The following is a 20,473-nucleotide window of genomic DNA, read 5'->3' on the forward strand; positions in this document are numbered from 1 at the left end:
TGTACTGCCTGGCGCGCGCAGCGTGGTCAGCTGACGGTGGCTTCGTCGGTGCGGGTGTCGCCGCGGTTGTCCTTCCACGTGACCGCCACCTTGTCGCCGGCCTTGGCACCCTTGATGGTGAACTGCAGGAAGGGGTTCTTCGCGACGGCGGGGCCCCACTCGGCGGACAGCACCGGCTTGCCGTTGTGGGTGGCCGTGACTTCGCTGATGTGCCAGGCGGGGATGACCTTGCCGCTCGCGTCCTTGCGCTGGCCGGTTTCCATCTCGTGGCTCATGAGGACGCGGACGACGGCCTTGTCGCCTTGCGCCTGGGCGCGGATGCGCATCGGATCTGCCATGGGAATCTCCTGTGTTCTCTTCGATCAGCCGCCGCAGCCGCCGAGGGTGACCTTGACTTCCTTCTTCGCGAAGAAGGCCTTGTTGTCCTTGGTGATGGCGACCGCGTACACGTCGGAGGTCTGGCCCATCTTGGCGCGCGTGGAGAAGTTCGGCTCCACCGCGTCGGACACGTCGAACTTGGCGACCAGCGCGCTGGGGTTCTTCTCCACCAGCACCAGCAGGTGCTTCAGGTTGGGCAGCGACGAGGCCACGGCCATCGGCACCACGGCGCCGTTCTCGGCGATGTCGGGAGCCGTCAGCGTGACGTCCTTGCTCTCGGCGGGCGCGGCGCCGCCATAGGCCTTCACGGCATCGGCGATGCTCTTGGCGTCGAACGCCGTCTTGTTGAAGGCGAACGCGAACTGCGGGAACAGTCCGGTGGCGCCCAGCAGGCCGGCGACCGCCAGCGACTGGCGCAGGGTCTCACGTCGATTCTGCATTGCTGCTCTCCAGATGATAGTTAAGCCGATGCTAATTTGTTCGGCGGGGGTCTCGATTAGGGGATATCCCTCTCAGGGCGCGGCGCCGCCGGCCAGCCATTGCGCGATGCGACCTGCGTCGTCCGCGGAAATCGTCTGCGGCGGCATCGGGATCTGGCCCCAGGTGCCGGAACCGCCAGTGCGGATTTTGCCTGCAATGTAGTCGGTCTTTCCGGCATGCTTTTTCGCTACGTCGTTCCAGCTCGGTCCCACCAGCTTGCGGTCGGGCGCGTGGCAGGCGGTGCAGCTGTTCTTCTGCAACAGGTCCACCGGCATCTGCGACGGCCCCGCGGCGGCGACCTTCGTCGCGGCGGAGGGTGCCATGCCCTGCGCAGGGGCTCCCCCCTCGGCGCGGGTGGTATCCACGCCACGCTGCGCGCCCACGAGCCGGTTCTGCTCCGCGAGGTTGCCGTGCGCGTTGCGCGCGAAGGCGGGCAGCTGCGAGGTGAGCTTGCCTTCCACGGGGCAGTCCTTCATGCAGGCCTGTGCCAGCACGTCGGGCTTCGCGGCGCCGGCAGGTTGCCTGCCCGGCCACATCGCGTGCGCGGTCGTCATGCCGTTCCGGTTCGGCATGCGCTTCTGCACCTGGTCGATGTTCGCGTCGCTCAGGACGAAGTCGTCCGGCACGATGCGACCGAGGTTCAACATGTACGCCGTCACGGCGTAGACCTCGTCCACCGACAGCGACTTGGGCTGGTTCCAGGGCATCGCGCGGTTGATGTAGTCCCACAAGGTCGAGACGGTGGAGACCTTCATCAGCGTGGTGCGGCCCGGATAGTCGTTGCGCGTGAGGTTCGCGACGCGGCCGGTCCTGATGTCCTCCTCGGTCGTGCCGCCCACGAGCGGGTTGAACACCTCGTTGGATTCGCCGAACACGCCGTGGCAGCTCGCGCAGCGCGCCTCCCACACGTCCTGGCCCTTGGCGACGGAGCCGGAGCCCTTGGGCAGGCCCTGGAAGTCCGGGCGCACGTCGATGTCCCAGGCCTTCACTTCCGCCGGCGTGGCGGCGCGGCCGATGCCGGGGAAGCGCTCCTGCGCCTGCGCACCGATCGCGGCGAGCACGAGGACGGCGGCGAGCAGGGGCTTACGAGACATGGACATTCTTCACCTCCCCGCTCTCGGTCACCAGCCACGACTGGATGGCGTTGTTGTGATAGATCGAGCGCGTGCCGCGCACGCCGCGCAGCTGGCGCTGCGTGGGCTGCACGTAGCCGGTCTCGTCGGTCGCGCGGCTCTGGATGATCGTGGGCTTGCCGTCCCACACCCAGTCGAGGCTGAAGCGCGTGAGGCACTTGCTCATGACGGGGTCCTGCAGGCGTGCCTGGCGCCAGTTGCGGCCGCCGTCGACGGACACGTCCACCTTGCGCACCTTGCCGCGGCCCGACCACGCGAGGCCGGTGATGTTGTAGAAGCCCTTGTCCAGCAGCACCTGGCCGCCCGAGGGCGTGGTCACCACGCTCTTGCACTCCTGGATGCTGGTGTACTGGCGGTGCTTGCCATCGGGCATCAGGTCCACGTAGTGCACGGTCTCGTCCTTCGTGGCCCAGGGCTGGTCGCCCACTTCCACGCGACGCAGGTACTTCACCCAGCTCACGCCCTGGACGCCCGGCACGACCAGGCGCAGCGGATAGCCGTTCTCCGGGCGCAGCATCTCGCCGTTCTGGCCGTACGCGAGGAGCACCTCGCCCGACTCGATCAGCTCCATCGGGATGGTGCGCGTCATCGAGGAGCCGTCCGCGCCCTCGGCAAGCAGGAAGCGGCCCTTCTTCAGGTCCGCGCCCACCATCTGCAGCACCGTGATCAGCGGCACGCCGGTGAACTCGCTGCACGAGAGCATGCCGTGCGTGTACTGGCAGGTCGGCACGGCGACGTTGCCCCACTCCATGCCGGTGTTGGCGCCGCACTCGATGAAGTGGAAGCGCGACACCGCCGGCAGGCGCATCAGTTCGTCCATGGTGAACACCTTGGGCGTCTTCACCAGGCCGTTGACCATGAAGCGGTGCTTCGAGGGATCGATGTCCCACCAGCCCTGGTGGTGGCGCTCGAAGTGCAGGCCGCTCGGCGTGACGATGCCGAACAGCGACTGCAGCGGCGCGAAGGAGACCGAGGCCTGCGCGGTCTGCGTGAGCCCCGGACTCTGGCGGCGCTGGACGTTGCGCTCGTACTTCGAGGGCTTGCCGTAGCCGTCGGTCACGACGGCCTGGCCCAGGCCCTTCGAGTGTTCCGGCAGCTCCAGGATGTTCGGGTCGCCGTCGGCCGGCGCCGTGGCCGCACGCGCGCCGGCGGTGGCGGTGGCGAGGCCCGCGGCGGCGGCCGCGAAGGCGCCGCGCAGGAAATCGCGCCGGCCTTCCTTGGCCTCCGCGAAGACCTGCTTCACGCCGGCGGGATCGATGAAGTGTTCCGGTGCCTTGAGGAGGCGTCCGGCGGCTGGTGGGATGGTCAAGTCGGCTCCCGCATCGAACTGCATTGTTCGCCGGAGTCTAATATAAGAAATCGCTGATTTAAAGGAATGCGCCGCTCGGGGAAATCCCTAGGCGGCGGCGCGATTGGCCGCATCCACCCGCTGCTGCAGGTACGCGCCATAGAAGTCGACGGAAGCGACGCCGGTGAGGCGCTGCGCCACCTCGCGTCCGCCGCGGCCGAGCAAGAGCACCGTCGGCGCGACACGGATGCGCAGCGCCTGCGCGAGCTGCGCGGGGCTCGTCGCCGCGCCGTCGAAACCCGCGATGCCGCCGCGGTCCTGCAGGTCGAGCTCGATGACGGGCTGCCCTTCCGCGAGCAGCGGGACGAGATAGGACTCGCGCACCAGCTTGCACCAGGGACAGCCGGGCAGGCTCACGAGCACCACCAGCGCGCGCCGGCGCGCGAGGGCAGCCTCCAGGGTCGAAGCGAGAGAGCCTGGCCGGGGCAGCAGCGGCTGCGCCGCGCGCACGCGGGGAAGCGCCGCCGCGAAGGCGGCGGCTGCCAGCAGGTCGCGGCGCGGGATGCCCTTCACTTCAGCTGCCTCTCCATGAGCAGGTAGGTGTTGTACGCGTTCATGCGGTTGGCCGCCTTGAACAGCGGCAGGTGCTCGAAGCGGGACCAGTCCGCGCGCGCATACGCATCCTCGAACGGCTCCATGTCGCGCGCCGCGGTGCCCATCGCCTCGCGCAGGTACACGAGGTAGTCGCGGGTGAGCTCCAGGTCCTCGCGCGCCGTGGTGGACATGGCGCCGTGGCCGGGCACGACGATGCGCGCATCCATCTTCAGCAGCTCGTCGAGCGCGGCGATCCAGTGGCGGCTGTCCGCCTGCCCCACGTAAGGGATGCGCCCGCGGAACACGAGGTCGCCGGCGAACAGCACGCGCTCCGACGGCAGCAGCACCACCTGGTCCTCCGGCGTGTGCGCGGGCCCGACGGGGCGCAGCAGCAGGCGCACGCCGCCCACCACCAGCTCGCCAGGGCCGTCGAGCCACTGGTCGGGCACGACCAGCTCCGTCTTGTCGTCGATCCACGGCGCGAGATCCACGCGCGACGCGGCCAGCCGCGAGGAAGCGGTCTCGGAGTTCAGGTACTCCAGCGCGCCGCGCTGCGCGACGATCTTCGCGCCCCGCTTGCGGAATTCCTGCAGGCCGTACACGTGGTCGGCGTGGTAGTGGGTGACCACCACGTGCGTGACCGGCTGCGGCGTGATGCGCGCGATGGCGGCGAGCAGCTCGCGCGCGAGCTGCGGCGAGCCGAGCGCATCGATGACGACCACGCCCGCGGGCGTGACGACGAAGCCCGCGTTGGAGATGAAGTTGCGGTTGGCGGGCGTGCCCAGCGCCGCTTCGCCCTGCACGAACCAGGCGGACGGGGAGACCTGCTGCGGCACCACGGGGCGCGGCGCCTGCTGGGCGGCGGCACTGCCGATGGCGAAGGCCGCGGCGAGCGCGAACAGGACTTTCCAGGAAGGGCGCGGCATGGCGACGGGCTCGATAAATAAGCGGTGGCTGATTATGCGCGCCGCGCCCCCGCCCCGCCCGTCAGGACTTCATGTCCGATTCGATCGCGATCTGGGTGCACACGGCCCGGCAGAGGGTCACCACGCGGTCGTTGATGATGCGGTAGAAGATCTGCACGCCCTCGCGCCGCTTGCCGATCACGCCCGCCTGGTACAGCGTGTTGAGGTGCTGCGACATGTTGGGCTGCGTGGTGGCGATCTCCTCCAGCAGCTGGCTGACGTTCTTCTCGCCGTTGCACAGGGAGCTGATGATCTTCAGCCGCATGGGCGCCGACATGACGCGGAACACCTCGGCGGCCATCTCGAACACCTCGTCCGATTCGGCGCTGCCCGCCTCCTCCACCACTGCCTGCCGTCTTGCCATGCTGGACCTCGCTGCGCGTGATGGTAGCAAGCGCTAGGGCTTGATGTAGGCATACCCTTCGCGGGTCTGCAGCTGGCCGATGCGCACCACGCCGGAGGGCGTGAACTCCGCGTCCATGATGAACTGGTCCTTCTTGATGTTGCGGTTGCGCAGGGTGATCTCGCAGACCTCGAAGCGCACGCCGCGTGCCTTGAGCGCGCTCACGAGCGAGGGGTAGTCGATGTTGGGGTTCTTCTTGTCCTTGGCCCCTTCCATCAGGAAGTCGATGCCTTCGGCGTGCGTCACCACGACGATCTTCGTGTCCGGCGCCACGTCGAGGTGGTTGCGGATGTTGCGCAGCCCCTTGGTCGCCTGGGCCTCGGCGTTGTCGATGTGGTAGACGACCTTGTCCTGCGCGAGGGCGGACAGGGCGAACAGCCACAGGAAGGCGAAGGTGGCGAAGAGGCGGCCGGCACGGGTCATGGTTGCTCCGGAAAGGGACGCTTAAGAATATCACTGCTTGCTTCTATCCTGATGGGCTGGCACGCTCGTCCGCCGGACGTTGGGAGAGGAAGAAGAGATGAAGAAGGTGTGGCTGCTGGCGGCGGCACTGTGCTGCGCGCTGCCTGCATGGGCGGCGCAGGACCTGGTGATGGGCGTGAGCGAAGGCACGTCGGGCGGGCTGGACCACGCCCAGGTGATCATCAAGTACCAGGGGCTCGCGGACGTGATCGGCCGCAGCATCAAGCGCAAGGTGAACGTCGTCTTCGCGCGCGAGTTCGCGCAGCTGGAAGACGGCATGAAGACGCACCGCTTCGATTTCGTGATCGCGCGGCCCAGCGACTACCCCGCCCGCGGGCTGCTGCAGTACGGCTACAAGTTCCTCGCGAGCGCGAAGCCGGACGGCCAGTGCATCATCATCGCCCGCAAGGATTCCGGGATCCGCACCGTGGCGGACCTGAAGGGCAAGCGCTTCGTGATGCCCGAGCCCGCCGCGTACATGACCAAGTTCTGCCGCGCGGAGCTGCGCGACCTGGGCGTGGACCTGGCCAGGGAGAACGTGCAGTACGTGCGCGAGCAGGGTGCCGTCGCCTTCTACCTGGACAACAAGTTCGGCGACGTGGGCGGCGTGGCCTCCTATTCCGGCGTCTCGAAGAAGTGGATCAAGGACGGCCTGCCGGTGGTGCACCGGAGCCGCACGCAGCCCTACTTCCCGCTGATCGCGGGCCCGGACATCACCGAGCCGCAGCGCGCCGAGATCCGCAAGGCGCTGGCCGCCATGACCGAATCGCCGGCGGACCAGGCCGTGCTGAAGACGGTGGGCATCGAGGCATTCGACACCGAGAGCGAGCCCCGCCTGCGGGCGCTGCTGGACTGGCTGGGCGCGCCCTGACGCTTGCTTGATCCGGCGCAAGCCGCGCCGGCCGGTCGGGCTGGAAGATAAGCCAAAGCTTATTTTCCAGCCATGGACCTCGCGACCCTCCTCGAACGCCTCGGCGAACCCGTCGTCCTCGCGGGCGGCGGCGCCGCCGTCGGCCTCCTGTTCGGGTTCTTTGCCCAGCGTTCCGCCTTCTGCCTGCGGGCCGCCGTGATCGAGTTCGCGCGCGGAACCCCCGGCGAGCGGCTCGCCGTCTGGCTGCTCGCCTTCTCGGCGGCGGTGGTCACGCTGCAGGCCCTGGTGCTGGGCGGGTGGGTCGACGTGAGCGGCACGCGCCAGCTCGCCGCGCGCGGCAGCCTCTCCGGCGCCATCGTCGGCGGCCTCCTGTTCGGCGCCGGGATGATCATGACGCGCGGCTGCGCCAGCCGGCTGCTGGTGCTCTCGGCCACCGGCAACCTCCGGGCGCTGCTCTCGGGCCTCATCTTCGCGGTCACGGCGCAGGCCGCCCTCGGCGGCGCGCTGGCGCCGGCGCGCGAAGCGGTCAGCGCCTGGTGGACCGTCGACGGTGGCAGCGCGCGCGACCTGCTGGCGGTGGTGCACGTGCAGCGCTGGGCCGGCCTGGCCTTCGGGCTGCTGTGGCTCGTGGCCGCCCTCTGGTATGCATGGCGCAGCCGGCGCGACGCCTGGAAGTGGCTGGGCGGGCTGGGCGCGGGCATCGCCGTGGCCTTGGCCTGGGCCTTCACGGCGCGGGTGGCGGCGGCGTCCTTCCAGGTCGTGCCGGTGCAGGGGCTCACCTTCAGCGGCCCGTCGGCGGAATGGCTGATGCGGGTGCTGGCGCAACCGGCGGCCCCCATGGGCTTCGACTTCGGCATGCTGCCCTCCGTCTTCGCCGGCTCCTTCCTCGGTGCGCTCGCGGGCGGGCAATGGCGGCTGGAGGGCTTCAAGGACGGCTACGGCATGCGCCGCTACATCGCCGGGGCCGTGGCCATGGGCTTCGGCGCCATGCTGGCGGGCGGCTGCGCCGTTGGCGCGGGCGTGAGCGGCGGGGCGATCTTCTCGCTCACGGCGTGGACGGCCCTGGTGGCGATGTGGGCCGGCGCCGCACTCACCGACCGCCTGCTGGATCGCGAAGGCCACCGGGCGCCCTGAGCCCCCGCGCGGGCGAGGCCTTCCCGCCGGACGGTAAACTCCGCGGCTTCGCCGCGCGGAGCCTCCGCGCGCCTTTCCTTTCCAGAGCAGTACCGCCAGAGCCATGCGCCCAACCGACCCCGCCACCCTCGCCCAATTCGTCGTCTGGGGCGGGCTCGTGCTCGGACTCGCGCTCGGCGCCGTCGGCCAGGCCACCCGCTTCTGCGTGCGCGGCGCCATCGCGGACTGGGTGCAGCTGCGCAGCCCCGGTCGCTTCGTTTCCTGGATGCTCGCGGTCGCCGTGGGCGCCCTGGCGCTGCAGGCCCTGATCAGCGCGGGAAGCTTCGACGCGACCCGCACCATCGCCTGGGGCGAGCGCTTCCCCTGGGTGTCCTACCTCGTGGGAGGCCTGCTGTTCGGCTACGGGATGATCCTCGCCGGCGGCTGCCCGCAGCGCTGCCTCGTCAAGGCGGGTTCCGGCAACCTCAAGGCGCTCGCGACGCTGGTGATCGTCGCCGTCGTGTCCCTCATGACCTTGCGCGGCGCCTTCGCGCCCATCCGCGCGAACGGCCTCGATGCCGTCGCGGCTTCCCTCGGTGGCTCGCAGGACCTCGGCGCGGTGCTCGGTCGCGCCCTCGCCTCCTCCGCCGGCACGATGCGCTGGATCGTCGCGCTGCTGGTCGCCGCCGCCGTGCTCGCCCTGGCCTGGCGCGTGCGCGCCCAGCTGAAGCCGGCCCACTGGTTCGGCGGCGTGGCCGTCGGCCTGCTGGTCGCGGCGGCCTTCTGGCTCACGGGCACGATCGGCTTCCTGCCGGAGCACCCGGAGACGCTGGAGCCGGCCTGGCTCGGCACGCAGTCGAAGCGCCCCGAAGGCCTCTCCTTTTCCGCGCCCCTGGGCCACGCGCTGGACCTGCTGACGCTGTGGACGGACAGGAACACCGTCGCCACCTTCGGCGTGACGGTCGCCCTCGGCGTGCTGCTCGGCGCCTTCGTGAGCGCGAAGCTGCGCGGCGACTTCAAGCTGGAGTCCTTCCAGACCCCGCGCGAGCTCGGCGCCCACACGGCCGGCGCGGCGCTCATGGGCTTCGGCGGCATCACGGCCCTGGGCTGCTCGCTGGGCAACGGCGTGACGGGGCTGGCGATGCTGTCCTCCGGCGCACTGCTCGCCACGGCCGGCATCACCGCGGGCGCCTGGCTGGCGCTGCTGCGGCAGGCGCCGCGCGTCGCGGCTTCGGCGCTGCCGGCGTCGCGAGCTGCCGGATGAAGAACTCGCGCAGCGGCTGCAGCGCCGGGTTGCGCTCCGCCGCCCGCCACGCGAGATAGATCTCCGCCACCACGTCGCGCCGCCACAGCGGCTTGTAGACGACGTTCTCCAGGCGCAGCTGCGCCGCCGACGCGGGCACGATCGCCAGCCCGATCCCTGCCCGCACGAGCGCCATGATCGTGTGCGTCTGGCCGATGTGGTGCACGTACTGCGGCTGCCCCGCGGCGGCCATGAAGAGGGCAGTGATCCTGTCGTGGAAGTAGCGGCCTTCCTTCTGCGAGTACATGATCAGCGGCTCGCCCGCGAGGTCCTGCATGCGGATGCGCTCCCGCGCCGCGAGCGGATGCGCCGCGGGTAGCGCCAGCAGCATGGGCTCGCGCGCGGCGAGGTGGTAGCGCAAGGGCCCGGATGCGTGCTGCGGCCGCACGAAGCCGATGTCGATCGTCCCCGCCTCCAGCGCATGCAGCTGCTCGGACGACACCATCTCCTCCAGCACGATCTCGATGTCCGGCAGCGCCTGGTTCGCCGCCGCGAGCAGCGCCGGCATGAGCGCGTAGCCGGCGACGGCGGTATAGCCCACCACCACCCGCCCCGCGAGCCCCTTGCCCGTGCGCTCCGCCGCAGCGGCCGCATCCTGCGCCAGGCGCAGGATGGCCGCCGCGTCGCGGTACAGCACCTCGCCCGCGGCGGTGAGGCGCACGCTGCGGCTGGTGCGTTCCAGCAGCCGCACCTTCACCGCGTGTTCCAGCAGCTGGATCTGCCGCGACAGCGGCGGCTGCGTCATGTGCAGGCGGGCGGCGGCGCGGCCGAAGTGCAGTTCCTCGGCGACGGCGACGAAGCAGCGGAGCTGGAACAGGTCGAGCATCGATCCACATTCTGCATCGAGCCATCCACATTCTGGCTTGGACTTGCATCGATCGCCTCCCTACACTGCGCCGGAACACCAGGAGACAAAGCCATGAAGAAGATCGCTTCCGCGCTGGCGCTGGCCCTCGCCGCCGCCGGCGCCTGCGCCCAGGGCGCCGCCGCCGGCTGGCCCTCGCGCCCGGTGACGGTGGTCGTGCCCTTCCCGCCCGGCGGTGGCACCGACACGGGCGCGCGCATCGTCGCGGAGCAGCTGGCGAAGAAGTGGGGCCAGCCCGTCGTGATCGACAACAAGGGTGGCGCGGCCGGCCAGATCGGCGCCGACGTGGTGGCGAAGGCGAAGCCGGACGGCTACACGCTCCTCATGGGCAACATCGGCACGCAGGCGATCAACCCCTCGCTGTACGCGAAGATGCCGTACGACCCGGACAAGGCGTTCGCGCCGGTGGCGCTCGTGGCGGACCTGCCGCTCGCGATGATGATCAACCCCAGCGTGCCGGCGAGGAACGTGAGGGAGTTCGTCGCCCTTGCCAAGGCGCAGCCGGGCAAGCTGACCTACAGCAGCTCCGGCGCCGGCGGCGGCCCGCACCTCGCGGCGGAGATGTTCAAGGACGCGACCGGCAGCTTCATCCTGCACGTGCCGTACCGCGGCGGCGGCCCCGCCATCGCGGACCTGCTCGCGGGCCACGTGCAGCTTTCGTTCATGACCGTGCTGGAGGCCAGCGGCCACATCAAGGCCGGCAAGCTGCGCGCGCTGGCGGTCACCAGCGACAAGCGCGTCCCCGCGCTGCCGGACGTGCCGACGCTCTCCGAAGGCGCCTTGCCGGGGTTCAACAGCATCTCCTGGATCGGCATCCTCGCGCCGGCGGGCACGCCGCGCGAACTGGTGGAGAAGATCTCCGCCGACATCCGCGAAGTGGTCGCGCGCGAGGACGTGAAGGACAGGCTGGTGCAGCTCGGGGCCGTGCCGAACGCCACCACGCCGGACCGGTTCTCCGCCTTGATCGACAATGACCGCAAGCGCTACGCCCAGATCATCCGCGAGCGCAGGATCACCGTGAACTGAAAGACCCATGCAACAGCGGCCCGTCCTCCTGCAAGTCCTGCCCCTGCTGCCCGCGCTAGAACGCGGGCTCGCCGAAAGCTACACCGTCCACCGCCTGCCGCCCGCCGGCACCGAACGCGAGGCGTTCCTCGCGCAGCGGGGGAAGGAGATCGAAGGCGTGGTCACGTCCGCGCAAGGGGGCGCCAGCAGCGCGCTGCTCTCGGCGCTGCCCAACGTCCGCGTGATCTCCAGCTTCGGCGTGGGCCTCGACCAGCTGGACCTGGCCACCGCGGCGCGACGCAACATCCCCGTGGGCTACACGCCCGACGTGCTGAACGACTGCGTGGCGGACATGGCGTTCTCGCTGGTACTGGCCAGCGGCCGTCGCATTCCGGAGGCGGACCGCTTCGTGCGCGCGGGGCGCTGGGCGCGCAAGGAAGCGTTCCCGCTCGGACGCCAGGTGAGCGGTGCCAGGCTCGGCATCGTGGGCCTGGGCCGCATCGGCCGCACGATCGCGAAGCGCGCCAGCGGCTTCGACATGGACGTGCGCTACCACAGCCGGCGTCCCGTGGAAGGCGTGGCGTGGACCTACGAGCCGCAGCTGCTGGAACTCGCGCGCTGGGCCGATTTCCTGGTGGTGATCACGGCGGGCGGCGCCGAGACGCGCCACCTGATCGACGCAAGCGTGCTCGACGCGCTGGGCCCGCAAGGCTTCCTGGTGAACGTGTCGCGCGGGACGGTCGTCGACGAAGCCGCGCTCGTGCGCGCGCTGCAGGAGAAGCGCATCGCGGGCGCCGGCCTCGACGTGTTCGAGGACGAGCCCAACGTGCCGCAGGAGCTCTTCGCCCTCGACAACGTCGTGCTCGCGCCTCACATCTCCAGCTCCACCGCCCAGACGCGCCAGGCGATGGCGCAGCGCGTGCTGGACAACCTCGCGGCCTTCTTCGCCGGCCGCGAAATGCCGAGCCGCGCTTCGGCCGGCTAGTGCTGCGTGACCTCGTCCTCGAATTCGATCTCGAGGACGGAAGGCGCGAGCGCGAACAGGTGCAAGGCGTCCGTACGGTCCGCGCGGTAGGTCTCGCCCGCCATCAGGATGACGTCGCGCGGGTCGCCGTCGTGCGTGATCCAGACGCTGCCCTGGTTGCACCGCACCGCGAAGCTGGCGTCCACCGTCTCGAAGACGTGCGCCTCGCCCTGCTCGATCTCGATCGCGAAGCGGCGGGTCACGCGCGGCGCGGGGCGCAGGCGGAATTCGCGGGCGAGGGGATGGTTGTGCCGCAGCCGTTCGTGCACGAACTGCAGTGAGTCCTCTTTGTTCATCTGTCACTCCTTGCTGGCATGGTGCCTTTGCAAGGGGAAACGGCTGGCCGGGACGGTCCGGCAGCAGGCGTCGGAGCGCGCCCCCGCGCCGGGTAAGGGCTGCCTCCTGAGCCGTTCCGCGGACTCAGCCGCGCTTGCCGGTGTCCGGATTGGCCCAGCGGTCGCCGCTGCCCTGCTCCGGCAAGCCGAGCACGGAGCGCACGGCACGCAGCAGCGCATGCGGCTCGAAAGGCTTGGTGATGTAGCCGTCGGCGCCGGCCGCGATGCCCTTGAGCACCGCCTCGCGCGTCGCCTTGCCCGTGAGCATGATCACGGGCACTTCCTTCAGTACGGGATGCTGGCGGACGCGCATCAGGATGTCGAAACCATCCGCATCGGGCAGCACCACGTCCAGCAGGATCAGGTCGGGCCGCGGCGGCCGCCGGATCTCGTGCACCACCTCCTCGCGCGTGCCCGCCTGGCGCACCGCGAAACCCGAGAGCGACAGCAGCGTGGCCGTGAAGCTGGCGAGCTGCGGGTCGTCTTCCACCACGACGACGTGGATGGCCTCGCCGGGCTGGCGCTGCGGCGGCGCGGCGCGCTGGCGTGCGATCTCCACGAAGAAGCCCGCGCGCTGCAGGGAAGCCAGGCTGGCGTCGGCCTCTTCCTTGCCCGCGGCACGGGAGAGCTGCTTGACGTCCGCGTTCCACTGCGCGGTGAACGGGTCCACCTCCACGCGCTGCACCAGGCGCCGGTCGCGCAGGTCCTTCAACGTCGCCTGGAATGCCGTGCTCTCCGCCGCGGTCATGCCGCGCGTGAGCTGCGCAACCTCCAGCCTGCCGTCGATGCGCACCAGCACGTTGATCTCCGCTGCGGACAGGCGCGTGGCGCCGCCGCGCAACTCGGTCTCGCCGAGCGGCGAGAGGGCATAGATCTCTTCGGGGAACAGCATGGGCGGCTCGCTTGGAAACAAGCCCGACCATAACGCAAAAACACAGGCTGGGCAGCAGGGCCGTGCCGCGTGCAAAAGAGTTTCACCCGCGTACTTGTACGCATCCTCGCCCCGCCCGTTCGGCGTAGCGTGGTGCCATCCCCAAGAAGAACGGAGACCCGCCATGAAGGAACCCTCCTCCCAGGCCGAGCTGGCCCTGCGCGACGCCGCCCGCGAGTACCACCGCACGCCCGGCAAGGGCAAGATCAGCGTCACCCCGACCAAGCCGCTGTCCAACCAGCGCGACCTGTCGCTCGCCTACTCGCCCGGCGTGGCCTACCCCTGCCTCGACATCCAGGCCGATCCCTCGCTCGCGGCCGAATACACCTCGCGCGGCAACCTCGTCGGCGTGATCACCAACGGCACGGCGGTGCTGGGCCTGGGCGACATCGGCCCGCTGGCGGGCAAGCCGGTGATGGAAGGCAAGGCCTGCCTGTTCAAGAAGTTCGCGGGCATCGACGTGTTCGACATCGAGCTCGCCGAGCGCGACCCCGACAAGCTGGTGGACATCGTGGCCGCGCTGGAACCCACGCTGGGCGGCATCAACCTCGAGGACATCAAGGCGCCGGAGTGCTTCTACATCGAGCAGCAGCTGCGCGAGCGCCTGAACATCCCCGTCTTCCACGACGACCAGCACGGCACGGCGATCATCTCCGGCGCGGCGCTGCTGAACGGGCTGGAGCTGGTGCGCAAGAGGATCGACGAGGTGAAGCTGGTGTCCTCGGGGGCCGGCGCCGCGGCGATCGCGTGCCTCGACCTGATGGTGGGGCTGGGCGTCAACCCGCGCAACATCTTCGTCGTGGACTCCAAGGGCGTGATCTACCAGGGCCGCCCCGGCGGCATGGACCCGTCGAAGCAGAAGTACGCGCAGGACACGTCCGCGCGTACGCTCGCCGACGTGGTGAAGGGTGCCGACGTCTTCCTGGGCTGCTCCACGGCCGGCGTGCTGACCGGGGAGATGGTGAAGACGATGTCGACGCAGCCGATCATCCTCGCGCTGGCGAACCCGGAGCCCGAGATCCGCCCCGAGGTGGCGAAGGAGGCGCGGCCGGACTGCATCATCGCCACGGGCCGTTCGGACTACCCGAACCAGGTGAACAACGTCCTGTGCTTCCCCTACATCTTCCGCGGCGCGCTGGATTGCGGCGCCACCAAGATCACCGAGGCGATGAAGCTCGCCTGCGTGCGCGAGATCGCGGAACTGGCCAAGGCGGACATCAGCGAGGAAGTGGCGAACGCGTACGCGGGCAAGGAGCTCTCGTTCGGGCCGGACTACATCATCCCGACGCCATTCGATTCGCGGCTGATCCTGCGCATCGCGCCCGCGGTGGCGCGGGCCGCGGCGGAATCGGGAGTGGCCACGCGGCCGATCACCGACTTCGAGGCGTATCGCCAGAACCTCACGCGCTTCGTCTACCAGACCGGCATGATCATGCGCCCGGTGTTCGTCGCCGCGCGCAACGCCAGCGCCAAGCGCGTGGCGTACGCGGAGGGCGAGGACGAGCGCGTGCTGCGCGCGGCGCAGCTCGCCATCGACGAGAAGCTGGCGCAGCCGATCCTGATCGGCCGGCCCGCGGTGATCGAGGCGCGCATCGCCAAGGCCGGCCTGCGCATGAAGCTCGGGCAGGACGCGGAATGCGTCAACCCGGAGAGCGACGCGCGCTTCCGCCAGTACTGGGAGACCTACCACCGCATCATGGGGCGCAACGGCATCACGCCGGAGGCGGCCAAGGCGGCGGTGCGGCGGTCGAACACGCTGATCGGCGCGCTGTCCGTGCACCTCGGCGACGCCGACGCGATGCTGTGCGGAATGGTGGGCCGCTTCGAGCACCACCTCGAGCACGTGCGCGACGTGATCGGCGCGCGGCCCGGCGAGGGCTTCGCGACGCTGAACGCGCTGATGCTGCCGAACCGCACCCTCTTCATCGCCGACACCTACGTCAACGAGGACCCCGACGCGGAGCTGCTGGCCTGCATCGCGCGCATGGCCGCCACGGAAGTGCGCCGCTTCGGGCTGCCGCCCAAGGTGGCCTTCCTCTCGCACAGCAACTATGGATCGTCGCACCGCGGCTCGGCGGGCAAGATGCGCCAGGCGCGGGAGCTCTTCGCCCGCATGTGCCCGGACATCGAGAACGACGGCGAGCTGCAGGGCGACGCCGCGCTCTCGGAGAAGGTGCGCCGCGACAGCCTGATGGACAGCACGCTGGCCGGCGAGGCCAACCTGCTGATCTGCCCGAACCTGGACTCGGCCAACATCCTGTTCAACGTGCTGAAGATGACCGGCGGGTCCGGGGTGACGGTGGGGCCGATGCTGCTGGGGGCCAAGGCGCCGGTGCACGTGCTCACGCCGACGGCGACGGTGCGGCGGGTGGTGAACATGACGGCGCTGGTGGCAGCGGCGGGGAAGCGGGGGGAGTGAGTGCTGGGGTCCGCTGCGCGGAACCCAGCCTACAGGGACCCTACGAACCCAGCGGTTCGTCCGTAGGCTGGGTTGCGCCGAAGGCGCACCCCAGCTTTTCCCGTTCCCCAAAGAAAAGGAGCGCCAACGGCGCTCCAGTGATGCGGGCGGCAGACCCGCGAATCTGTTTGTTGTGCTGTTCCCGGCTTAGCGGACGCGGCCGCGGCGGAACAGGTTGACGATGGCCAGCAGGATGATGGCGCCGATCAGCGAGACGACGATCGAGCCGACGCTGATGCCCTGGTTGATGGTGCCCACACCCACCAGCGGGGAGATGAGCCAGCCACCCAGGAACGCGCCCACGATACCCACCACCACGTTCAGCAGGATGCCCTGCTGGCCGTCAGTGCGCATCACGAGGCTAGCGAGCCAGCCGACGATACCGCCAACGATCAACCAAATCAGAAAACCCATAGTTGCACTCCTATAGCCGCGAACGGCGTGTTGTTGATGGTCGGGCCGCAACCCGACCCGGGTCACGTCCACCTGCCCCATCCGGGGCGGGTGCTGTTCACTATGGGCGGCGCCACCAAGCGCAGGCGTAGTCGCGCGTAAAGCGAGAAGGTGCGGGCCCGGCGCGTGGGGGCGTCGGACAACCCCTACCGGCACAGCCATATTCACGGGTTAGCCCTCGCAGGCGCCTCGCCGCGTCGCGCCGACAATACGGCCGGGCAGCCCGGCGCAGCTCGGCGGCACCGATCTTGCTTTGAACCCCTTCGTCTTCCTTTTCGAGAATTCCGGAGCGTTTTCCATGCACAAGAGGGTCCTTCTCCAGGCCGCAGCCGCCCTGGCGCTGTCCACCGGCCTCACGGCCGCCCACGCGCAGGCCGCCACCCCCATCAAGTTCCTGCTCGACTGGCGCTTCGAAGGGCCGGCCGCGCTGTTCCTGCAGCCCGTGGCCAAGGGCTACTTCAAGGCCGCCGGCCTCGACGTGCAGGTCGACGCGGGCACCGGCTCCGGCGCCGCCGTGCAGCGCGTGGCCACCGGCACCTACGACATGGGCTTCGCCGACCTGGCGGCGCTGATGGAGTTCCACGCCAACAACCCCGACGCGCCCAACAAGCCCGTGGCCGTCATGATGGTCTACAACAACACGCCGGCCGCCGTGATGGCGCTGAAGAAGTCCGGGATCAAGTCGCCCGCCGACCTGAACGGCAAGAAGATGGGCGCGCCCGTGTTCGACGCGGGCCGCCGCGGCTTCCCGATCTTCCAGAAAGCCAACGCCATCCCGAACGTGACCTGGGTGTCGATGGACCCGCCGCTGCGCGAGACCATGCTGGCGCGCGGTGACATCGACGCGATCACCGGCTTCTCCTTCACCTCGCTGCTGAACCTCGAGGCGCGCGGCGTCAAGCCGGAAGACATCGTCACGCTGCCGTATTCGCAGCACGGCGTGAAGCTGTATGGCAACGTGATCATCGCCTCGCCGAAACTGATCCGCGAGAACCCGAACGCGGTGAAGGCGTTCCTCGCCGCCTTCTCGAGAGGCGCCAGGGAAGTCATGGCGAATCCCGACGCCGCCGTCGACTACATCAAGCAGCGGGACGGCATCATCGACACGAAGCTGGAGACGCGCCGCCTGAAGATGGCGATCAACGACGTCATCGCCAGCCCCGACGCGCGCGCCGAGGGCTTCGGCCAGGTCAATCCCTCGCGCCTGTCGCTCATGGCCTCGCAGGTCTCCGACGCCTTCGCGACCAAGACCCGCGTGAACCCGGACGCCGTGTGGAACGGCTCCTTCCTGCCCGCGAAGGCGGACCTGAACGTGCTGCCTCCCGCCAAGAAGTGAGCCTCCCCACCGACTCCGCCTTCATCGATTTCCGGGACGTCTGGCTCGCCTACAACGACGAACTGCTGCGCGAAGGGCAGTTCGCCGTGGAGGCGATCGACCTGCAGGTGCGCCAGGGCGAGTTCATCGCCATCGTCGGGCCTTCGGGCTGCGGCAAGTCCACGTTCATGAAGCTCGCGACGGGGCTCAAGCCGCCGTCGCGCGGCCGCATCCTCATCGACGGCCAGCCCGTGACGGGGCCGCTCAAGATCTCCGGCATGGCGTTCCAGGCGCCGTCGCTGCTGCCCTGGCGGACGACGATCGACAACGTGCTGCTGCCGCTGGAGATCGTGGAGCCTTACCGCAGCCGCTTCAAGCAGAAGCGCCGCGAGTACGAGGAACGCGCGCGCGCCCTGCTGCGCAAGGTGGGCCTCGCCGGCTACGAGGACAAGTTCCCGTGGCAGCTCTCCGGCGGCATGCAGCAGCGCGCGAGCATCTGCCGCGCGCTGATCCACGAGCCCAAGATGCTGCTGCTCGACGAGCCTTTCGGCGCGCTCGACGCCTTCACGCGCGAGGAGCTGTGGTGCATCCTGCGCGACCTGTGGACCGAGCAGCGCTTCAACGTCGTCCTGGTCACGCACGACCTGCGCGAGTCGGTGTTCCTCGCCGACACCGTGTACGTCATGAGCAAGAGCCCCGGCCGCTTCGTGGTGAAGCGCGAGATCGGCTTCCCGCGCCCGCGCGACCTGGAGATCACCTACACCAAGGAGTTCACGGACGTCGTGCATGAACTGCGCGGGCACATCGGCGCGCTCCGGAAGCACGGGGCGGAGGTGGCGCAATGAAGCCCCACAAGCATTTCGAGCGCTGGGCGCCGCTGCTGCTGGTGCTGGCGCTGCTGGTCCTCTGGCAGGTGGTCGTGGCCGCCTTCGCGATCCCGGAGTTCATCTTCCCCAGCCCCTGGCAGATCGCGCAGCAGATGGCGGAGTTCAAGGGCCCGCTGCTCGCCGCGTCCTGGAGCACGTTCTGGGTGACGATGGTCGGCTTCGCGATCGCGATCGTCGTCGGCGTGCTGCTCGGGTTCCTGATCGGGTCCTCGCGCGTCGCGTATGCGGCGCTCTACCCGATCATGGTGGGCTTCAACGCGGTGCCCAAGGCCGCCATCGTGCCCATCCTCGTGGTGTGGTTCGGCATCGGGCTCGGGCCCGGCATCGTCACGGCTTTCCTGATCTCCTTCTTCCCGATCATGGTGAACATCGCGACGGGGCTGGCGACGCTGGAGCCGGAGCTGGAGGACGTGCTGCGCGTGCTGGGCGCGCGCCGCTGGGACGTGCTGGTGAAGGTGGGCCTGCCGCGCGCCATGCCTTACTTCTACGGCTCGCTGAAGATCGCGATCACGCTCGCCTTCGTCGGCACCGTGCTGGCGGAGATGACCGCGGGCGACAGCGGCATCGGCAACCTGATCCAGACCGCGGGCAGCCAGCAGCGCATGCCGCTCGCCTTCGCGGGGCTGGTCGTGATCAGCGTGATGGCGATGGCGATGTACGAGCTGTTCAGCGCGATCGAGAAGCACACGACGGCGTGGGCGCACCGCGGCTCGCAGGCGCAATGACATGGGCTGGCACGCGAGCCTGGCGCTCGACTACACCCGCGAGGGCGGCCGCAGCGTCGCCCGCTTCGCGCACGAGGGGCCCTTGCGCATCCTGCAAAGCCTGTGGCCGGAGGGCGGCGAGGTGTGCCACAACGTGCTCGTGCACCCCCCCGGCGGGCTGGTGGCCGGGGACACGCTGCAGGTCGCCGTGCGCGCCGGCGAAGGCAGCCACGGGCTGGTGACGAGCCCCGGTGCGGCGCGCTTCTACCGCAGCGAAGGCGCGCCCGCGGTACAGGACGTGCACCTGCGCATGGAAGGCGGCGCGCGCCTCGAGTGGCTGCCGCTGGAAGCGCTGTACTACAGCGGTTGCCGCGCCGAGAATCGCCTGCGCATGGACCTCGCACCCGGCGCCGAAGTCCTGGGGTGGGACATCGCGGCGCTGGGCCTGCCGCAGGCAGGCCAGCCTTTCGTGCGGGGCAGCGTGCTGCAGCACCTGGAACTCGCCGGCGCGTGGCTGGAGCGCGGCCGCATCGCGGCGGACGACGCGCGGCTGATGGACGGGCCGCTCGGCCTCGCCGGCCACCGCTGCCTGGCGAGCCTCTTCTTCGCCGCGGGGTCGGAGCTCCCGCGCGCGCGGCGCGAAGCGCTGCTGGACGCCGCACGGGAGGTGATCGAGCCGCACGCCCTCGCCAGCACGGCGGGGGCGACGGCGCCCGGGCCGCAGGTGGTCGTCGTGCGCGTGCTCGCGCCGCTGGTGGAGCCCGCCTTCCAGCTGCTGAAGTCCGTCCGGCGCGCCTGGCGGCCGCTGCTGTGGAACCGGGCCCCGGAAGAGCCGCGCGGCTGGACGATCTGACGGGCGCGTACCCGCCGGGTGCGCGCCGTCCTACCCGACCATGGGCCGCCCGCGCCCGGCACGCCCGCCCCTCTCCGGCAGCCCCGGAACGGCCTTGCACCGAGACTTGCAGCATTCAACGAACTGCAAGGAGTTCCCCCATGAAAAAGACGGACCGGTCGCTCAAGAGCATGCTGTCCTTCGGTGCCGCCGCGCTGCTGGCGGTCGGTGCCGCCACCGCCCAGGTTGCCACCACGGGCTCCGATGCGAGCTTCCCCGGCGCCTCCGCCATCGATTCCTCCGGTAGCTTCCGGTCCGAGATGCAGGCCTGCATGAGCGGCCAGACGCAGCAGGACCGCGACACCTGCATGAAGGAAGCGCGCAACGCCGCCGCCGAGAAGAACCGCGGCCGCCTGGAAACCTACGGCGCCAACGAACAGCACGCCACGGCGCGCTGCGACGTGCACACGACCGCCGAAGACCGTGCCGCCTGCCAGGCCCGCGTGATGGGCATGGGCAGCGTCGACGGCAGCGTCGCCGGCGGTGGCCTGATCCGCGAAGTGGAGACGGTGGTGATGCCGTCCGGCCAGAACTCGATCACCGTGGAGCCGCAGACCGAAGCCGGCCCCATCGTCCTGGTCCCGTCGCGCTAAGCCCGACGACTCCGTCCTACA

Annotated in this window: 23 protein-coding genes; 11 read left to right on the plus strand and 12 right to left on the minus strand. The window is 70.0% G+C overall.

Going from position 1 to position 20,473, the window contains the following annotated elements; all coding sequences use genetic code 11:
- Positions 1–26: 26 nt before the first annotated feature.
- The 8 genes from soxZ to H8N03_RS12930 all read right to left on the minus strand — a co-directional run bounded on the left by soxZ (position 27) and on the right by H8N03_RS12930 (position 5,664).
- Positions 27–338, minus strand: a complete 312-nt coding sequence (gene soxZ / locus H8N03_RS12895) for a thiosulfate oxidation carrier complex protein SoxZ (protein WP_187076599.1) — start codon at positions 336–338, stop codon at positions 27–29.
- A gap of 24 nt (positions 339–362) precedes the next feature.
- Positions 363–818 (minus strand): thiosulfate oxidation carrier protein SoxY, encoded by a 456-nt coding sequence (gene soxY, locus H8N03_RS12900; protein ID WP_187076600.1) that lies wholly within the window; start codon positions 816–818, stop codon positions 363–365.
- A gap of 72 nt (positions 819–890) precedes the next feature.
- Positions 891–1,958 (minus strand): c-type cytochrome, encoded by a 1,068-nt coding sequence (locus H8N03_RS12905; RefSeq protein WP_187076601.1) that lies wholly within the window; start codon positions 1,956–1,958, stop codon positions 891–893.
- Positions 1,942–3,294, minus strand: a complete 1,353-nt coding sequence (gene soxC / locus H8N03_RS12910) for a sulfite dehydrogenase (RefSeq protein WP_354005129.1) — start codon at positions 3,292–3,294, stop codon at positions 1,942–1,944. Before soxC ends, H8N03_RS12905 begins: the two co-directional genes overlap by 17 nt.
- Positions 3,295–3,387: 93 nt before the next feature.
- A complete protein-coding gene (locus H8N03_RS12915; protein ID WP_187076603.1) occupies positions 3,388–3,852 on the minus strand; it encodes a thioredoxin domain-containing protein in 465 nt (154 codons plus the stop codon).
- The gene (locus H8N03_RS12920; protein ID WP_187076604.1) at positions 3,849–4,799 is read right to left on the minus strand and encodes an MBL fold metallo-hydrolase; all 951 of its coding nucleotides are present in this window, start codon (positions 4,797–4,799) and stop codon (positions 3,849–3,851) included. The genes H8N03_RS12915 and H8N03_RS12920 overlap by 4 nt, the downstream gene beginning before the upstream one ends.
- 61 nt (positions 4,800–4,860) lie before the next feature.
- Positions 4,861–5,202 (minus strand): ArsR/SmtB family transcription factor, encoded by a 342-nt coding sequence (locus H8N03_RS12925; protein ID WP_187076605.1) that lies wholly within the window; start codon positions 5,200–5,202, stop codon positions 4,861–4,863.
- A 33-nt stretch (positions 5,203–5,235) separates the two neighbouring features.
- Entirely contained in the window at positions 5,236–5,664 is a 429-nt protein-coding gene (locus H8N03_RS12930; protein ID WP_187076606.1) for a DsrE family protein, read from the minus strand.
- 97 nt (positions 5,665–5,761) lie between these two features.
- On the opposite strand from H8N03_RS12930, the gene H8N03_RS12935 reads away from it, so the two are divergent.
- The 3 genes from H8N03_RS12935 to H8N03_RS12945 all read left to right on the plus strand — a co-directional run bounded on the left by H8N03_RS12935 (position 5,762) and on the right by H8N03_RS12945 (position 8,951).
- Positions 5,762–6,574 carry a phosphate/phosphite/phosphonate ABC transporter substrate-binding protein gene (locus H8N03_RS12935; protein ID WP_187076607.1) on the plus strand — a complete coding sequence of 271 codons (813 nt, stop codon included), beginning with the start codon at positions 5,762–5,764 and terminating at the stop codon, positions 6,572–6,574.
- Between the two features lie 72 nt (positions 6,575–6,646).
- Entirely contained in the window at positions 6,647–7,708 is a 1,062-nt protein-coding gene (locus tag H8N03_RS12940; protein WP_187076608.1) for a YeeE/YedE family protein, read from the plus strand.
- Positions 7,709–7,811: 103 nt separating this feature from the next.
- The gene (locus H8N03_RS12945; RefSeq protein ID WP_222622974.1) at positions 7,812–8,951 is read left to right on the plus strand and encodes a YeeE/YedE family protein; all 1,140 of its coding nucleotides are present in this window, start codon (positions 7,812–7,814) and stop codon (positions 8,949–8,951) included.
- On the opposite strand, the gene H8N03_RS12950 is transcribed toward H8N03_RS12945, so the two are convergent.
- On the minus strand, positions 8,866–9,816 hold the full coding sequence (locus tag H8N03_RS12950; protein ID WP_187076609.1) for a LysR family transcriptional regulator: 951 nt from the start codon (positions 9,814–9,816) through the stop codon (positions 8,866–8,868). The genes H8N03_RS12945 and H8N03_RS12950 overlap by 86 nt on opposite strands.
- Positions 9,817–9,909: 93 nt before the next feature.
- On the opposite strand from H8N03_RS12950, the gene H8N03_RS12955 reads away from it, so the two are divergent.
- The gene (locus H8N03_RS12955) at positions 9,910–10,881 is read left to right on the plus strand and encodes a Bug family tripartite tricarboxylate transporter substrate binding protein (RefSeq protein WP_187076610.1); all 972 of its coding nucleotides are present in this window, start codon (positions 9,910–9,912) and stop codon (positions 10,879–10,881) included.
- A 7-nt stretch (positions 10,882–10,888) separates the two neighbouring features.
- Positions 10,889–11,845 (plus strand): 2-hydroxyacid dehydrogenase, encoded by a 957-nt coding sequence (locus tag H8N03_RS12960; protein ID WP_187076611.1) that lies wholly within the window; start codon positions 10,889–10,891, stop codon positions 11,843–11,845.
- Here H8N03_RS12960 and H8N03_RS12965 read toward each other — a convergent pair.
- Both H8N03_RS12965 and H8N03_RS12970 read right to left on the minus strand, forming a co-directional pair.
- Complete coding sequence (locus H8N03_RS12965) at positions 11,842–12,180, minus strand: DUF2917 domain-containing protein (RefSeq protein ID WP_187076612.1); 339 nt, start codon at positions 12,178–12,180, stop codon at positions 11,842–11,844. The two genes, H8N03_RS12960 and H8N03_RS12965, sit on opposite strands and share 4 nt — an antisense overlap.
- 124 nt (positions 12,181–12,304) lie before the next feature.
- The gene (locus H8N03_RS12970) at positions 12,305–13,111 is read right to left on the minus strand and encodes a response regulator transcription factor (RefSeq protein ID WP_187076613.1); all 807 of its coding nucleotides are present in this window, start codon (positions 13,109–13,111) and stop codon (positions 12,305–12,307) included.
- A 163-nt stretch (positions 13,112–13,274) separates the two neighbouring features.
- Between H8N03_RS12970 and H8N03_RS12975 the strand changes: the two genes are divergently transcribed.
- Positions 13,275–15,569 (plus strand): NADP-dependent malic enzyme, encoded by a 2,295-nt coding sequence (locus tag H8N03_RS12975; RefSeq protein ID WP_187076614.1) that lies wholly within the window; start codon positions 13,275–13,277, stop codon positions 15,567–15,569.
- A 186-nt stretch (positions 15,570–15,755) separates the two neighbouring features.
- Here the strand turns inward: H8N03_RS12975 and H8N03_RS12980 are convergent, their stop codons facing one another.
- On the minus strand, positions 15,756–16,022 hold the full coding sequence (locus tag H8N03_RS12980) for a GlsB/YeaQ/YmgE family stress response membrane protein (RefSeq protein ID WP_187076615.1): 267 nt from the start codon (positions 16,020–16,022) through the stop codon (positions 15,756–15,758).
- 337 nt (positions 16,023–16,359) lie between these two features.
- Here H8N03_RS12980 and H8N03_RS12985 point away from each other — a divergent pair, with 337 nt between their 5' ends.
- The 5 genes from H8N03_RS12985 to H8N03_RS13005 all read left to right on the plus strand — a co-directional run bounded on the left by H8N03_RS12985 (position 16,360) and on the right by H8N03_RS13005 (position 20,452).
- Positions 16,360–17,397, plus strand: a complete 1,038-nt coding sequence (locus H8N03_RS12985; RefSeq protein WP_187076616.1) for an ABC transporter substrate-binding protein — start codon at positions 16,360–16,362, stop codon at positions 17,395–17,397.
- Positions 17,394–18,221, plus strand: coding sequence for an ABC transporter ATP-binding protein (locus tag H8N03_RS12990; RefSeq protein ID WP_187076617.1), 828 nt, complete (start codon positions 17,394–17,396; stop codon positions 18,219–18,221). Before H8N03_RS12985 ends, H8N03_RS12990 begins: the two co-directional genes overlap by 4 nt.
- Complete coding sequence (locus H8N03_RS12995) at positions 18,218–18,988, plus strand: ABC transporter permease (protein ID WP_187076618.1); 771 nt, start codon at positions 18,218–18,220, stop codon at positions 18,986–18,988. The genes H8N03_RS12990 and H8N03_RS12995 overlap by 4 nt, the downstream gene beginning before the upstream one ends.
- Before the next feature lies 1 nt (position 18,989).
- On the plus strand, positions 18,990–19,820 hold the full coding sequence (locus H8N03_RS13000; protein ID WP_187076619.1) for an urease accessory protein UreD: 831 nt from the start codon (positions 18,990–18,992) through the stop codon (positions 19,818–19,820).
- 140 nt (positions 19,821–19,960) lie between these two features.
- Entirely contained in the window at positions 19,961–20,452 is a 492-nt protein-coding gene (locus H8N03_RS13005) for a hypothetical protein (RefSeq protein WP_187076620.1), read from the plus strand.
- Positions 20,453–20,473: the final 21 nt, after the last annotated feature.

The organism is Ramlibacter cellulosilyticus, from assembly GCF_014297465.1.
Classification (GTDB): Bacteria; Pseudomonadota; Gammaproteobacteria; order Burkholderiales; family Burkholderiaceae_C; genus Ramlibacter; species Ramlibacter cellulosilyticus.